Source organism: Gluconobacter sp. P1C6_b (assembly GCF_018811945.1).
Taxonomy (GTDB): domain Bacteria; phylum Pseudomonadota; class Alphaproteobacteria; order Acetobacterales; family Acetobacteraceae; genus Gluconobacter.
Window position 1 is genome coordinate 1 of sequence record NZ_JACRVU010000005.1, and the last position, 13,258, is coordinate 13,258.

Annotated in this window: 13 protein-coding genes and 3 tRNA genes; 5 read left to right on the forward strand and 11 right to left on the reverse strand. The window is 60.0% G+C overall.

The genetic code is table 11. The annotated features are described in order from the left end of the window. Positions 1–725: 725 nt before the first annotated feature. The 5 genes from atpC to atpH are packed head-to-tail and all read right to left on the reverse strand — an operon-like array spanning position 726 to position 5,640. Positions 726–1,142, reverse strand: a complete 417-nt coding sequence (gene atpC, locus KP701_RS05290) for an ATP synthase F1 subunit epsilon (RefSeq protein WP_041111694.1) — start codon at positions 1,140–1,142, stop codon at positions 726–728. Between the two features lie 4 nt (positions 1,143–1,146). Beyond that, positions 1,147–2,610 carry a F0F1 ATP synthase subunit beta gene (gene atpD / locus KP701_RS05295; RefSeq protein WP_011252863.1) on the reverse strand — a complete coding sequence of 488 codons (1,464 nt, stop codon included), beginning with the start codon at positions 2,608–2,610 and terminating at the stop codon, positions 1,147–1,149. Between the two features lie 22 nt (positions 2,611–2,632). Next, positions 2,633–3,523 (reverse strand): F0F1 ATP synthase subunit gamma, encoded by an 891-nt coding sequence (locus KP701_RS05300; protein WP_215746210.1) that lies wholly within the window; start codon positions 3,521–3,523, stop codon positions 2,633–2,635. Between the two features lie 9 nt (positions 3,524–3,532). Continuing rightward, a complete protein-coding gene (atpA, locus tag KP701_RS05305; protein ID WP_215746211.1) occupies positions 3,533–5,068 on the reverse strand; it encodes a F0F1 ATP synthase subunit alpha in 1,536 nt (511 codons plus the stop codon). After that, positions 5,068–5,640 carry an ATP synthase F1 subunit delta gene (atpH, locus tag KP701_RS05310; protein WP_215746212.1) on the reverse strand — a complete coding sequence of 191 codons (573 nt, stop codon included), beginning with the start codon at positions 5,638–5,640 and terminating at the stop codon, positions 5,068–5,070. The genes atpA and atpH overlap by 1 nt, the downstream gene beginning before the upstream one ends. 328 nt (positions 5,641–5,968) lie before the next feature. Between atpH and KP701_RS05315 the strand changes: the two genes are divergently transcribed. Then, the gene (locus KP701_RS05315; RefSeq protein WP_215746213.1) at positions 5,969–6,520 is read left to right on the forward strand and encodes a hypothetical protein; all 552 of its coding nucleotides are present in this window, start codon (positions 5,969–5,971) and stop codon (positions 6,518–6,520) included. A gap of 28 nt (positions 6,521–6,548) precedes the next feature. Here the strand turns inward: KP701_RS05315 and KP701_RS05320 are convergent. Next, positions 6,549–6,622: transfer RNA gene (locus KP701_RS05320), tRNA-Gly, on the reverse strand. Positions 6,623–6,791: 169 nt separating this feature from the next. Here KP701_RS05320 and KP701_RS05325 point away from each other — a divergent pair. From KP701_RS05325 to nusG, 3 genes are all read left to right on the forward strand, one after another. After that, positions 6,792–6,868, forward strand: a tRNA-Trp gene (locus tag KP701_RS05325). A gap of 62 nt (positions 6,869–6,930) precedes the next feature. Continuing rightward, complete coding sequence (gene secE / locus KP701_RS05330; protein ID WP_024717048.1) at positions 6,931–7,185, forward strand: preprotein translocase subunit SecE; 255 nt, start codon at positions 6,931–6,933, stop codon at positions 7,183–7,185. A gap of 9 nt (positions 7,186–7,194) precedes the next feature. Next, complete coding sequence (gene nusG / locus KP701_RS05335) at positions 7,195–7,725, forward strand: transcription termination/antitermination protein NusG (RefSeq protein ID WP_011252857.1); 531 nt, start codon at positions 7,195–7,197, stop codon at positions 7,723–7,725. Positions 7,726–7,803: 78 nt separating this feature from the next. Here nusG and KP701_RS05340 read toward each other — a convergent pair whose 3' ends face one another. From KP701_RS05340 to KP701_RS05360, 5 genes are all read right to left on the reverse strand, one after another. Beyond that, positions 7,804–8,421 (reverse strand): membrane integrity-associated transporter subunit PqiC, encoded by a 618-nt coding sequence (locus KP701_RS05340; RefSeq protein WP_215746214.1) that lies wholly within the window; start codon positions 8,419–8,421, stop codon positions 7,804–7,806. Between the two features lie 3 nt (positions 8,422–8,424). After that, the gene (locus KP701_RS05345; protein WP_215746215.1) at positions 8,425–10,107 is read right to left on the reverse strand and encodes an intermembrane transport protein PqiB; all 1,683 of its coding nucleotides are present in this window, start codon (positions 10,105–10,107) and stop codon (positions 8,425–8,427) included. After that, positions 10,104–11,588, reverse strand: coding sequence for a paraquat-inducible protein A (locus KP701_RS05350; RefSeq protein WP_215746216.1), 1,485 nt, complete (start codon positions 11,586–11,588; stop codon positions 10,104–10,106). The genes KP701_RS05345 and KP701_RS05350 overlap by 4 nt, the downstream gene beginning before the upstream one ends. Positions 11,589–11,829: 241 nt before the next feature. Then, positions 11,830–11,905 (reverse strand) — tRNA-Thr (locus tag KP701_RS05355). Between the two features lie 79 nt (positions 11,906–11,984). After that, on the reverse strand, positions 11,985–12,911 hold the full coding sequence (locus KP701_RS05360; protein WP_215746217.1) for a glyoxylate/hydroxypyruvate reductase A: 927 nt from the start codon (positions 12,909–12,911) through the stop codon (positions 11,985–11,987). A gap of 156 nt (positions 12,912–13,067) precedes the next feature. Here KP701_RS05360 and KP701_RS05365 point away from each other — a divergent pair, with 156 nt between their 5' ends. Beyond that, positions 13,068–13,256, forward strand: coding sequence for a hypothetical protein (locus KP701_RS05365; protein WP_215746218.1), 189 nt, complete (start codon positions 13,068–13,070; stop codon positions 13,254–13,256). Positions 13,257–13,258: the final 2 nt, after the last annotated feature.

The following is a 13,258-nucleotide window of genomic DNA, read 5'->3' on the forward strand; positions in this document are numbered from 1 at the left end:
ACCCAAATATCAAAAAACGTCAGGCTTTTCGAAGCATCTAAAAGATACATCATCCAACGTCCCGATACTCAGACCCAGGAACTTAATCCCAGATCACCAGCACCAAAACGCCGCCAACATATCCCTTCCAATTCCATATTCAATTTTCAAAGACCATCATCCCCGCCGCCCCAGAGCCCCTCAGAAGTGAGCCCCGCCGCGTCGGTGAACGGGCTTATACGGGGAGCTCACCAGAGTGTCAAACAGAATCAGACTCACACTTGTCCACATTCCTAACCCCCTGCAATCCCTCACAAATCACACTTATCCCCATTACCCATTCCAAATACGAAATAATAAAAACCAGAAAAAAGCACCAAAAAGGCGCTTTTCCCTGACGTTTTCTTTGAATTTCCCAGTCTGGCGTTCACTTACCGTCTGTTGGGCAGCCAGAAGCACGCGTTATAGCGCCTAACGCCTTACATAGCGCTCTTTGGGAAAGTCCTCTCCTGCTCCGGGGTAGACACTGGAGCGAAGCCATAAGGCTTCTGAGTATGAGGCAGCAGGCGCCCTCATCTCGCCAAACCTCCTGATCACACCCAGATAATACGCTTGATGGTTAGACATGACGTCATTTCAGGCAACCGCGCATGCCTGCGAATGAAGAGTTTTGGAAAAATGGCAAAGAAAAACCCGCTTCACCTTGCGATGAAGCGGGTTTTTCAAATTTGGTCTGAAAAATCGGATCAGGCCGGACCGTGTTCCTGAACGGCTTCCAGCTCCGCGCGAACCGACTGCAGTTCGCGACTAATCTGGTCGTGCATGTCCACGTCATTCGGACCGATCTCGGCCCAACGACTTTCCAGGTCACGCAGGCGGCTCTTCGCCTCATCCACAGACAGCTCACTCATAAGCTGCGCAGAGTCGGCAAGAATGGTGCAGTGATCCGCGCCCATATCGGCGAAGCCGCCCGTCACGAAGTAACGGTCCACGATCTTGTCACCCTGATAAAGGGCCACAACGCCGCCCCGCAGCTGAAGCATCAGCGGTGCGCGGTCCGGCATGGCTGCAATATCGCCCTCCATGCCCGGGACCACGGCCATGTCGACTTCACGTTCGACAAGGCGCTTTTCCGGGCTGACGATCTCGATGCGAAGCGGCATCGGATCAGGCCTCCTGCTTCATCTTCTCGGCCTTCGCAATGGCCTCGTCGATGTCACCGACCATGTAGAAGGCACCTTCCGGCAGGTGATCGTACTCACCGGCCACGACAGCCTTGAAGGAACGGATGGTGTCTTCCAGCGAGACCAGCTTGCCCGGTGCGCCCGTGAAGACTTCGGCCACATGGAACGGCTGCGACAGGAAGCGCTGGATGCGACGGGCGCGGCCAACGATCTTCTTGTCGTCTTCGGACAGTTCGTCCATGCCGAGGATCGCGATAATGTCCTGCAGGCCCTTGTAGGTCTGGAGCGTCTGCTGGACCTGACGGGCGACCTGGTAGTGCTCTTCACCAACGATCTTCGGATCGAGCGAACGGGACGTGGAATCCAGCGGATCCACAGCCGGATAGATGCCCATTTCAGCGATCGAACGGTTCAGAACCGTCGTAGCATCAAGATGCGCGAAGGTTGCAGCCGGAGCCGGATCGGTCAGATCGTCAGCCGGGACGTACACGGCCTGAACGGACGTGATGGAACCCTTCTTCGTGGAGGTAATACGCTCCTGCAGGGCACCCATCTCGGTGGCCAGCGTCGGCTGATAACCCACTGCAGAGGGGATACGACCCAGAAGCGCGGATACTTCGGAACCAGCCTGTGTGAAGCGGAAGATGTTATCCACGAAGAACAGGACGTCCTGACCTTCTTCGTCACGGAAGTATTCGGCAAGCGACAGACCCGTCAGGGCAACGCGCGAACGGGCTCCCGGCGGCTCGTTCATCTGACCGTAAACCAGCGCAACCTTGGAACCCTCGGTCGAGCCGTCTTCGGCGATCTTGATGACGCCTGCGTCCTGCATTTCGAAATACAGGTCGTTACCTTCACGAGTACGCTCACCGACACCTGCGAAAACGGACACGCCACCGTGGGCCTTCGCGATGTTGTTGATAAGCTCCTGGATGATGACCGTCTTGCCGACACCGGCACCACCGAACAGACCGATCTTACCGCCCTTGAGGTACGGGCAGAGCAGATCAACGACCTTGATGCCGGTCACGAGGATCTCGGATGCAGCCGCCTGCTCTTCGAAGGACGGAGCCGGGCGATGAATCGGGAAGCGCAGTTCGCTGCTGATCGGGCCACGCTCGTCGATGGGCTCGCCCACGACGTTCAGGATACGACCGAGCGTTGCGGGGCCAACCGGCACCATGATCTGCTTGCCCGTATCACGGACTTCAGTGCCGCGAACCAGACCATCGGTCGTGTCCATGGCAATGCAGCGGACCTGACGTTCGCCGATTTCCTGAGCCACTTCCAGAACAAGCGTGTGATCGCCGTTCTGGACGTGCAGGGCGTTCAGGATGAAGGGAAGATCGCCTTCGAACTGCACGTCCACGACCGGTCCGCGCACCTGGGTGACACGACCGACCACGTTGTTGGCAGCTCCGGCAGAAGGGGTAAGGGTTTCAGACATCAAATTCGTCTCCTGCGTGATCTCAAACGGCTTCTGCGCCGGAGATGATTTCGATCAGATCGTTGGTGATGTTGGCCTGACGCGTGCGGTTGTACTTCTGCGACAGACGGTCGATGGCCTTGCTTGCATTGCGGCTGGCATTGTCCATCGCGGTCATCCGCGCACCCTGCTCTCCGGCAGCGCTTTCCAGCATGGCCGAGAAAATCTGGACCTGCAGGTTGCGCGGCAGAAGCTGCGTCAGGAGTGTTGCCTCGTCGGGCTCGAATTCGTACTGCGCCGTATCGGCATCAGGTGCGGCATTGTCGTTCTCGGGAACCGAAAGCGGAACCAGAGGCGCCTGGACCGGAACCTGCGTCATGGCGTTGAGGAAGCGGTTATAGACCAGCGTGCAGCGGTCGATTTCGCCCGCGTCCAGCATGGCAGCGATCCGGCTTCCGATATCGGTGGCCTTGTCGAAACCCACATCCTTGCCCTCACTGCCCGTCAGACGATCAGAGATCATCTCCGGATAGTGACGCACGAGAATGTCGGCACCCTTGCGGCCAACCGGCAGGATGCGGACCGTCTTGCCTTCAGAGACAAGCGTGTCGACCAGCTGACGGGCACTGCGGACGATATTGGCGTTGAAGCCGCCAGCAAGGCCACGGTCAGAAGTCAGCACCACCACGAGATGGGTCTGGTCCTTGCCCGTTCCCGCGAGAAGGCGCGGCAGACTGGCTGCATCCTCACCACGGGTCGCCGTCGCCAGCTCCGCCATCATGCGACGCATGGCGTCGGCATAGGGACGGGCCGCTTCGGCCTGCATCTGGGCACGTCGCAGCTTGGAGGCTGCGACCATTTTCATCGCGTTCGTAATCTTGCGCGTCGACTTGACGCCCGTGATCCGTCCGCGCAGTTCCTTCAGCGAAGCCATGGGCTATCCTCAGGCCGAAAAGCGCTTGCCGAATGCTTCGAGCAGCTCCTTGAGCTTGCCTTCCGTCTCCGGCTTGATCTGGCGGTCATTACGGATGGCCGTCAGGATATCAGAACCCGCACCGCGCAGTTCGGACAGGAGAGCGGCTTCATAGGCCACAACCTTATCCACGGCGATCGGATCCACGTAACCGCGCGTACCGGCATACAGGACAACAACCTGCTCTTCGACGGGCAGCGGCGACGTTTCGGGCTGCTTCAGCAGCTCGACCAGACGGGCACCACGATCCAGCTGCTTGCGGGTGGCTGCGTCCAGGTCGGAAGCGAACTGCGAGAACGCAGCCATTTCACGGTACTGGGCCAGCTCCAGCTTGATCTTGCCGGCAACCTGCTTCATCGCCTTGATCTGGGCTGCGGAGCCTACACGGGACACCGAACCACCCACGTTCACGGCCGGGCGGATACCCTTGTAGAACAGATCCGTCTCAAGGAAGATCTGACCGTCGGTGATGGAGATCACGTTGGTCGGGATGTAAGCTGCGGTATCGCCAGCCTGCGTCTCGATGACCGGCAGGGCCGTCAGAGAGCCGCCGCCATTGGCGTCGGACATCTTGGCCGCACGCTCCAGCAGACGGGAGTGCAGGTAGAACACGTCACCAGGGAATGCTTCACGTGCCGGCGGACGACGCAGCAGCAGGGACATCTGGCGGTAGGCCACGGCCTGCTTGGACAGATCGTCATAGCAGACGAGGGCGTGCATGCCGTTGTCGCGGAAATACTCACCCATTGCGCAGGCCGTATACGGTGCGAGATACTGCATCGGAGCAGCATCGGACGCCGTAGCGGCGACAACAATGGAGTATTCCATTGCGCCATGCTCGGTCAGCGTACGGACCAGGTTTGCGACCGTGGAGCGCTTCTGGCCGATGGCAACGTAGATGCAATACAGGGACTTCTTCGGATCACCTTCAGCATTGACCGGCTTCTGGGCGACGATGGTGTCGATCAGGATGGCGGTCTTGCCCGTCTGGCGGTCACCGATGATCAGCTCACGCTGGCCACGTCCGATAGGAACGAGCGCATCGATGGCCTTGATGCCCGTCTGCATCGGCTCGCTGACCGACTGGCGCGGCATGATCCCCGGAGCCTTCACTTCGGCGCGACGGTATTCGACATCCGCCAGCGGGCCACGGCCGTCGATCGGGTTACCCAGACCGTCAACCACGCGTCCCAGCAGGCCCTTGCCAACCGGAACTTCGACCACGGACTTCGTACGCAGGACGGTGTCGCCCTCGCGGATGCTGTCGCCGTCACCGAACAGAACCACACCGACATTGTCGGCTTCGAGGTTCAGCGCCATGCCCTTGAGGCCTGCGCCTTCGAACTCGACCATTTCACCGGCCATGACGTTCGTCAGGCCGTAGACGCGGGCGATGCCGTCGCCGATGGACAGGACCGTGCCCGTCTCGGAAACGGTCTCGACCTGGTCGAACGACGCGATCTGCTGCTTGAGGATGTCCGAAATCTCAGCGGGACGGATATCCATCACGCGGCTCCCTTCATGGCGTTCTGCAGGCGGGTCAGGCGCCCGGCGATCGAAGTATCAAACAGTGTGGAACCGATCCGTACGGTCATGCCGCCAAGAAGGGCGGCGTCCGTGCGTTCGGTCATGGACACGCGGCTGTAACCGGCTTCGGCCAGACGGGCCTGAAGCTGGCTACGCTGCATGTCGGTCAGAGGCTGTGCGGAGCGGACCTCGGCGACGACTTCACCACGCAGGGCAAAATCAAGCGCCAGAACACCGTCCAGAATGGATGCAAGATCAGGCAGACGGCGATTATCGGCAATGACGCCGACAAAACGGCGCAGGACGTCACCGAAACCGAGCTTCGACATCAGGACGCTCGAAACCGTCCGGCCCTGACGGATATCCATCCGGGCATCAGCCAGGAATTTCCGCAGATCGTCGCTTTCAGCAATGGCGGCACGCAGCGCCTTCACTTCACCCAGAACGTTAGAAAGATTTCCCTGCTCCGAAGCGAGATCATAAAGCGCACGGGCATAGCGCTGGGCCAAGCCCCCTGTATGTCCAACCTGCGGCACCTGTGTCACCGTCACACGCGTGTTCCGTCTCACTAAATCCGCCGCAGAGTGCGGCCGGAACCGGCTTATCCGGTTCCTTGCATCAAAACTGTCCGGACCGGGCATACACGTTCCTGCGCAGGATTCGTCTGAAACCCGGTCCTCCACTTGGCGCCGCCTCTAGCACGCTGTCCGGTTCCTGCGCAACCGAGACGATACGCAAATCCCCTTTCATCCGGCTGCCAGTCGGACGAAGGTTTGCGTTTTCCCCTGCCGGACTGGCATGACGGGGGTTCCACAGTGATTTTTCGGGGGTTCTTTACTCCCGTCCAACACACTCTCTCCAAACAGCCACGGAAACCCGATGACCATCCAGAAGCGCCTCTTTTTCCTGCTGGGCGCCCTGTCCGTCCCCGCCCTTCCTGCCCCGGCCCTGACCACGGCGGCCCAAGCGACCCCTGTCGAGGACAAACCGTCCTTCCCGACCATTTCCTACTGGGACAACTGGACTGATCCGCAGGGTGTCACGCATCTGACCAAGTGCAAGATGTCGACATTCCATGAGGATTTGATCACGCCGGCCGGAGACAAGGTCATGCTCAGCACTCCCCATGACGGACCGGCAACGGTGACGATACGGGTTCAGCCCCCGCACTGGAAAGGCGGATGGAACGAAAGCCATCAGGTTCAGTGGATTGTGCCACTGTCGGGAATCTATTTCGTCAAAGCGATGGACGGGACCAGCGTGGAGCTGAATCCGGGCGATGTCCTGCTTAGTGAGGATGTGGCTCCGGTGGCTCACGGCACCGATCCGAAAGGTCATCAGTCAGGAAATGTCGGCGATGCCGCTGTCGCCCTGCAGATTCTCCAGTTCGGAGAAGCGACGCCATCACACGTACCCTGTCAGGGACAGTAAGGCAGGCAATATCGATTTTAAGGAAATCTGGAGCGGGCGAAGGGAATCGAACCCTCCTAAGAAGCTTGGAAGGCTACTGCATTACCACTATGCTACGCCCGCTCAGATGGGAGTGTCCTTACTCCATCTGCTCCCACACCCGCAAGAGGGGAAAATCCAAAATGGAAATTCCACAACAAAGATGTTCAGGCCCCTTGACTTTTAGTCCTGAACATTCTCTTTTGCGGCCACTGTCGCTGGCATGACGTTTCAAGACGTCCTGCCCGATGATAGGGGTGTAGCTCAATTGGCTAGAGCGCCGGTCTCCAAAACCGGAGGTTGAGAGTTCGAGACCCTCCGCCCCTGCCACTCCTTCTCGCCGGATGTCCTTCCCGACACCGGGAGCGGGTTTTTCACTTGATTCGAGGACGATGGTGTCGGTCAGTACCCCGAAAGACGAGTCGCGGAAAACGGCGCCTCAAAAAAGCGGATCCGGCTTCAATCTGGTGGCCTACGTCCGTGACGTGCGCGCCGAAGCGAAGCGTGTCACGTGGCCGACCCGTCGCAATACCCTGATCACGTCAGGTGCCGTGCTGGTCATGGTTACCGTGACCTGCATCTTCTTCTTCATCGTGGACCAGGTGATCGGCCTAGGCGTCCGCGAACTTTTTGGCGTTGGAGGCTAGGTTCGCACCATGGCGAAGCGTTGGTACGTTGTTCACGTCTATTCCGGTTTCGAGAAGAAGATCGCGAGTCACATTCAGGAACAGGCTGCACAGAAGGGCCTTTCCGACCATTTCGAACAGATCCTTGTTCCCTCCGAAGACGTGACGGAAATGCGCCGCGGCCGTAAGGTCAACGCAGAGCGCAAATTTTTCCCGGGCTACGTTCTCGTCAAGATGGAACTGACGGACGAGGCCTGGCATCTCGTCAAGGATACCCCCAAGGTCACGGGCTTCCTCGGAACCCGCAACCGTCCGACCCCCATTACGGCAGCCGAAGCCGACCGCATCATGAAGCAGGCACAGGAAGGCGTTGAGCGTCCCCGTTCCAGCCTGTCCTTCGAGATCGGCGAGCAGGTCCGTGTGGCCGATGGCCCGTTCACGTCCTTCACCGGCATGATCGAGGATGTCGACGACGAGCGTCAGCGCCTCAAGGTCAGCGTCTCCATCTTCGGCCGCTCCACGCCGGTGGATCTGGACTTCACACAGGTCGAGAAGCTCTAAGTCTTTTTCAGACCCTGCTTCTACCAACAAAAAAGGCTCCCTTTCGGGAGCCTTTTTTGTTGGTGACCCTGATATTTCTCAGTCCTTCAGAGGCGGCGGCAGAACGCGCAGTTTGGCGGCCGCCTGATCCGCAATGCTGGCAACACCCTGACTGAGCGCCGCTGTCAGCTTTGCGGTGCTGGACGCGACGGACTCTGGAGACTGCCACACCACAGGCGTGGTCATCACAGGGCCAATCATCTTTCCGGCCGGATGAACGGACAGCATGCCCGTCACGAGTGCGTGTCCGGCCGAATCGGCTTCGAAATTGCGGATGGTCAATTCCACATAGGCCGCAGGTGTCGTCGTGACCGCATCATCCTGCGCGAAGACGGTCGTACCCGGCAGGCGCTGAGCCAGATCAGTCATCAGCGTATGGCCCAGCATATCGGGAAGCGCCTCACTCCAACTGCTGCCCGAAGCCAGCTTGGTCTGGTAATCCTCACTGGCCTTCACGATCGTGTCGCGATCAAGCCGCGCACTCACAACAGGCGTCCGGACCTCGACCACGGCAGGACCTCCCGCCTGGGACACACCGGGCAGAGGGGCCAGCGTATAGAGCGTAGGATCGCTGCTGCAGGCCGAGAGGAGGCCCGTCAGCCCCAGAGCCCCCACCAGGGACAGGAAACGAAGGCGGGACGTCGAAGACTGTGTCATGGCTCAGTTCCTGCGGCCGGTGATGAGAGCGGAAGGATGGTGATCCAGATAATCCGTGAGGAACCGCAGGGAGCGGGACATCTGGGTCAGCTGGGTGATCATGTTCTGAAGGCTGCGGTGGAAATCCGTATCGCCGCCATAAGCCCCCAGAACCGACTGGGCGTTCGCCAGCGTGCCCTGCAGACCCTTCATCAGCGCCGGCAGGTTCTGGTTGGCGGTTTTCGTCAGCCTGCTCAGATTCTGTAGCGAATCGCGCAGCGCTGCGAGAGACTGCGTGACTTCCGGACTGTTCAGACGGCCATCCGCATGCGCCAGAAGATCGTTCACATGACCACCGATTTCGGTCAGCGGCATTGCCGCAATCTTGTCGGTAATGGTGGAGACGGACTCCATGATTCCGTCCATTCCGCCAGCCTGACTGGGGAGAACAGCAACGTCGCCTTCATAAGTCAGGGTCGTGACAGGGGCGTTCTTGACGAATTGCAGGGCAATCATGGATTCGCCGGTCAGGAAGCTGGCGCTCTGAACCGAGGCGCGCATTCCATCAGCCACAAAGGCCTGGAGATACTTCTCGACGGGCGGCTCCTTGCTGTTCTCGATCCGGTCATCCCAGTTGGACAGCATACGCTCCGGCTCAAGCTCCATGTCCACGCGGACACGGGGAAGCTTCGTGGGGCCTTCGAGAAGGAGACGGACATCGGTGACAGTACCGATCTGCAGGCCGAACATGGTGACCTGACTGCCGTTCGTAAGGCCTTTGACGGAGGAGTTGATGTAGGTCACGACGCGCAGACGCTTATGGTAGCGCGCATTGTCGGCATCGGCTTCGCTGGCATAAAGCTTGAAGACGGAATTGGCTGGCGCATCGGGCAGATCGATGTTGCGGCGGCGCTCCGGCAGACCAAAGGCAATGCCGCCCGAAAACAGGGCCTGAAGCGATTTGAGCTGGACTTTCAGACCACCGGCACCGAGGCCGACCTGAACACCGGAGACGTTCCAGAAACGGCTGTCCGTGCGCAGATAGTGGTCATAAGGTTCCTTGACGAAAGCCTGGATGACGATGGGCCCCTTCCCGCCTGGCGGCATCGTGTAGCCCAGCACCTCACCCACCTGAAGGTCGCGGAAAAAGACCGGCGACCCCGGACCGAGCGAGCCCAGCGACGGAGAGACCAACCAGAACGTCTCACCCGGCTGGTCCGAACGGACACCTGGCGGCGATTCGAGTCCCTTGAAGAACTTCTGGTAGTGGCCGTCGTCGCTTCCCGGATCCAGGGCGATATAGGCGCCGGAGAACAATGTATCGAGGCCGGTGATGCTGGCGCCGTTGATCCGCGGACGCACAACCCAGAACCGGGTATGGTCGGTCAGGATATGCGCGCTGTTGGCGTTCATCTGCACCGTGACGTCGACATGTTTCATGTCATCACTCAGCGTGATGTCCTGCACCGTACCCAGCGTCACAGCCTTGTTCTTCACCTGCGTCTGGCCTGGAGTCAGACCATCCGCCGTTTCGAACGTGATGGTGATGACGGGACCACGCGTGGCAAAATGCTCCCACGCCAGCCATCCGGCGATGAGAATGGCCACCACCGGAATCAGCAGAATGAGGGAGAAGCGGGTGCGGCGCACCGGGGCTTCCTTCGGCGAGACCGTTGGCTCCCCCCGGTTGTTTCGGGAATCGCTCACGCGCGTCCAGGCTCCATATCAGTAGGGTCAGAAGAAGGCAGGTGCGGCACAGGATCGGCCGGAGAAGACGTCTCGGGCTCCCTGGTGTCCGCTGCGGGGCCTGCGACCGCGCCATTGAGGCCGGCTGCATCCCACATGCCGCGGGGATCGAAAAGCTCTGCGGCGAAAATGGTCAGGATCACGACCAGGGCAAAGCAGACCATCCCCGGATCGGCCGTGACATTGGCCAGAAAACCGAAATGCACAACAGCAACGAGGATGGAAATCATGAAGACGTCGATCATGGACCAGCGGCCGATGATGACGACGAGACGGTAGAGTTTCGCCAGATGCCTGAGCTGCCAGCGGCCTCCGAGGCGGGTGCTGATGATCATGATCGTCAGGGCGACGATCTTGAGGACGGGCACCGTGATACTGGCAAACAGCACCAGCAGGGACAGCGGGATCATTCCCGCCTGCCACAGCTCGATCACGCCGCTGATGATGGTGCTGGGCGCACCATGACCGACCTTGGTGTAGGTCATGACCGGCAGCAGGTTGGCCGGCAGGTAGAAGACGACGCTGGCTACGAGAAGAGATGTGGCCGAGGCAAGGCTCTGCGGCTTGCGGCGGCGCAGGATCTGCCCGCAGCGCGGGCAGTCCCCCATATCCTGTTCCTGCGGCACGGTATGGTCGAAGGCCATGACCAGATTGCAGGCGTGGCAGGACAGCATGTTCTCCACTGGGGGAATGACGCCATTACGGGCGTCCAGATGGGCAACATCCAGCAGATGGCCCTGATGGTCGTCGAGCTGGGGGCGGATGTCGCGGCTGCGCCAGATCCGTTCGGCGTCGAAGGTCGAATCCACGGCGGCCATGCTCAGCATCAGGCCACCCAGCAGATAGACGCCGGGCTGAAGGATGACGAGGGCGAGGTCCACGAGCTTGGTGTAGGCCACCAGAACGCCGAGGACATACACCTCCACCATCGACCAGCCACGCAGGCGGTCGTACCAGGTGAGAAGACGCGGAGTCCAGTCAGGCATCTGAGGGCGTGAGGCGCCGTAGAGAATGGCCGCCATCAAACCGATGATGACGCCGGGCATGATGATCGTCACCAGGGCGACGAGAACGCCGATCGCGCCATAGCCCTGATGGCCGAGTTCGATCGGGCCGCTCATCAGTGAGACCGTGTTTTCACGTCCGTACACGTTCAGCGTCATGAGCGAACTGATGAGGAGCGTGACGTAGAGCGCGGCGGACGTAATGCAGAAAGCGGCCGGGGCACCGATCAGGGATGTCCGGCGTCGTCGGGCAAGCTGACAGCCGCAGCGCAGACATTCGGCGAGATGTCCGGGTTTCAGGCGCGGAACGTGCTGGAAGAGACCGCAGGTCGGGCATTCACGCAGACCTTCCACCGCGTGGATGGATGCGTGGGGCTCCTGACTGCGGGAAAAGCTGACGGCGTTGCGCCACAGTCGTTTATGAAAACGGTCAGACATCGGGCTCCTAACCTAACGCAGGGAGCCGTCTTTTGACAGTCCGCCCTCTTCGGGCAGCCCTCCGCATCGGGATATCGGGACTCATCGTAGTCCCATCTCAGCCGGATTGCCCAGAGGAAGCCGGTTTTATCGGCAATATTTTGAAAAATTGTGAAGATCCGGAAATCCGCGTATCAGACAATCTCTCTGCCTGCATGACAGGAGAAAGGCGTCTCTGATCCGGATTTTCGGAAGACCTTGATGGTGCCGGTGAAGAGATTCGAACTCCCGACCCCATCATTACGAATGACGTGCTCTACCAGCTGAGCTACACCGGCGCACCCATCAAGGTGGGCGCGTTCTAACCGAGCCCTTGAGGCTTGGCAAGCCGGAAAATGCACAAACCGTGTCGGTATCTCAATAGCCGCGTCCGGTATCAATCACGCCGCTCATGGGTTCACCGGCTTCATAGCGCCGCAGATTGGCAAGAACGGCCTCGGCTGCAGTGTCAGACTGGGCAGCGCTGGCGATATGCGGGGTCAGGAAAATGCGCGGATGATCCCAGAACGGATGTTCCGGCGGCAGCGGTTCGGGTGTGGCGACGTCGAGGACAGCCTGTGAAAGCTGGCCGCTGTCGAGGGCGGGAATCAGATCATCCTGCACGAGATGGCCACCGCGACCACAGTTGATGAGGCAGGCACCTCTGGGCAGTTTTTCAAACAGGCTGCGATTGAGAATGCCGCGCGTGGCGTCCGTCAGGGGGACGAGACAGACGAGAATGTCGGTTTCCGCGAGGAAATCGTCCAGCTCCCCTGCCCCGGCAAAGGACTTTACGCCCGGAACCTCGCGGCGACTGCGGCTCCAGCCCCGGCATTCATAGCCAAAGGAGACGAGCTTCTCCAGAACCGGACTCCCTAGCTCTCCCATCCCCATGAGGCCGACGCGATAGAGTTTCGCCGGACGGTTATGCGAGCCATCCCAGACATGCTCGCGCTGCTGGCGGGCATAGCGGAACATGTCACGGTGAAAAGACAGCACCGCCCACAGGACATATTCGACCATACCCTCCACCAGACTGCTCTCCACCATACGGATGATCTGCACGCCCGGCGGCACATTGGCGAGATTGAGCTGGTCGATCCCCGCGCCCAGCGAAAACAGGACCTCAAGATTGGGAAAAAGCGTGGCGAGATCGTCCGGCGTCTTCCAGGCCGCGAGATAGCGCACATTCTCTTTCGGACCGGTTTCCGGCCAGATATGGAGCGGGATATCGGGACGAGCCTTCGCGAACTTCTCGCTCCAGACCTTCGCGCGTTCGGGCGTGTGATGGAAGACGATCGACATTCTGCGTGCTCTCCAGCCGGAAATCTATGCCGGAATGCTCGCGCCATGGGGAATTCGGATCAACCCCGCACACCCGTTTGTGTATGGCGAATTGTCGGAAACGCAGATCGGGTTCGGGCGTAGAGGGAGCTGGATCTCATACAGGAGGGCAGGATCATGCCTCGTGGAGACAAGTCAGCCTATACGGACAAGCAGAAGCGTCAGGCCGAGCATATCGAGGCAGGCTACGAAAAACGTGGCGTCCCGGAGAAGGAAGCCGAACGCCGGGCCTGGGCTACTGTCAACAAGGAAGACGGCGGCGGGAAGAAAAGCGGTTCGGGCCGGAAGAATCATCCGAAAGAATAGGT

What these genes read in the sequence shown, in the direction of transcription:
- atpC (WP_041111694.1), bottom strand. Translation starts at nt 1,142, where the DNA reads ATGCCGCTTCGCATCGAGATCGTCAGCCCGGAAAAGCGCCTTGTCGAA.
- atpD (WP_011252863.1), bottom strand. Translation starts at nt 2,610, where the DNA reads ATGTCTGAAACCCTTACCCCTTCTGCCGGAGCTGCCAACAACGTGGTC.
- KP701_RS05300 (WP_215746210.1), bottom strand. Translation starts at nt 3,523, where the DNA reads ATGGCTTCGCTGAAGGAACTGCGCGGACGGATCACGGGCGTCAAGTCG.
- atpA (WP_215746211.1), bottom strand. Translation starts at nt 5,068, where the DNA reads ATGGATATCCGTCCCGCTGAGATTTCGGACATCCTCAAGCAGCAGATC.
- KP701_RS05315 (WP_215746213.1), top strand. Translation starts at nt 5,969, where the DNA reads ATGACCATCCAGAAGCGCCTCTTTTTCCTGCTGGGCGCCCTGTCCGTC.
- secE (WP_024717048.1), top strand. Translation starts at nt 6,931, where the DNA reads ATGGTGTCGGTCAGTACCCCGAAAGACGAGTCGCGGAAAACGGCGCCT.
- nusG (WP_011252857.1), top strand. Translation starts at nt 7,195, where the DNA reads ATGGCGAAGCGTTGGTACGTTGTTCACGTCTATTCCGGTTTCGAGAAG.
- KP701_RS05340 (WP_215746214.1), bottom strand. Translation starts at nt 8,421, where the DNA reads ATGACACAGTCTTCGACGTCCCGCCTTCGTTTCCTGTCCCTGGTGGGG.
- KP701_RS05350 (WP_215746216.1), bottom strand. Translation starts at nt 11,588, where the DNA reads ATGTCTGACCGTTTTCATAAACGACTGTGGCGCAACGCCGTCAGCTTT.
- KP701_RS05360 (WP_215746217.1), bottom strand. Translation starts at nt 12,911, where the DNA reads ATGTCGATCGTCTTCCATCACACGCCCGAACGCGCGAAGGTCTGGAGC.
- KP701_RS05365 (WP_215746218.1), top strand. Translation starts at nt 13,068, where the DNA reads ATGCCTCGTGGAGACAAGTCAGCCTATACGGACAAGCAGAAGCGTCAG.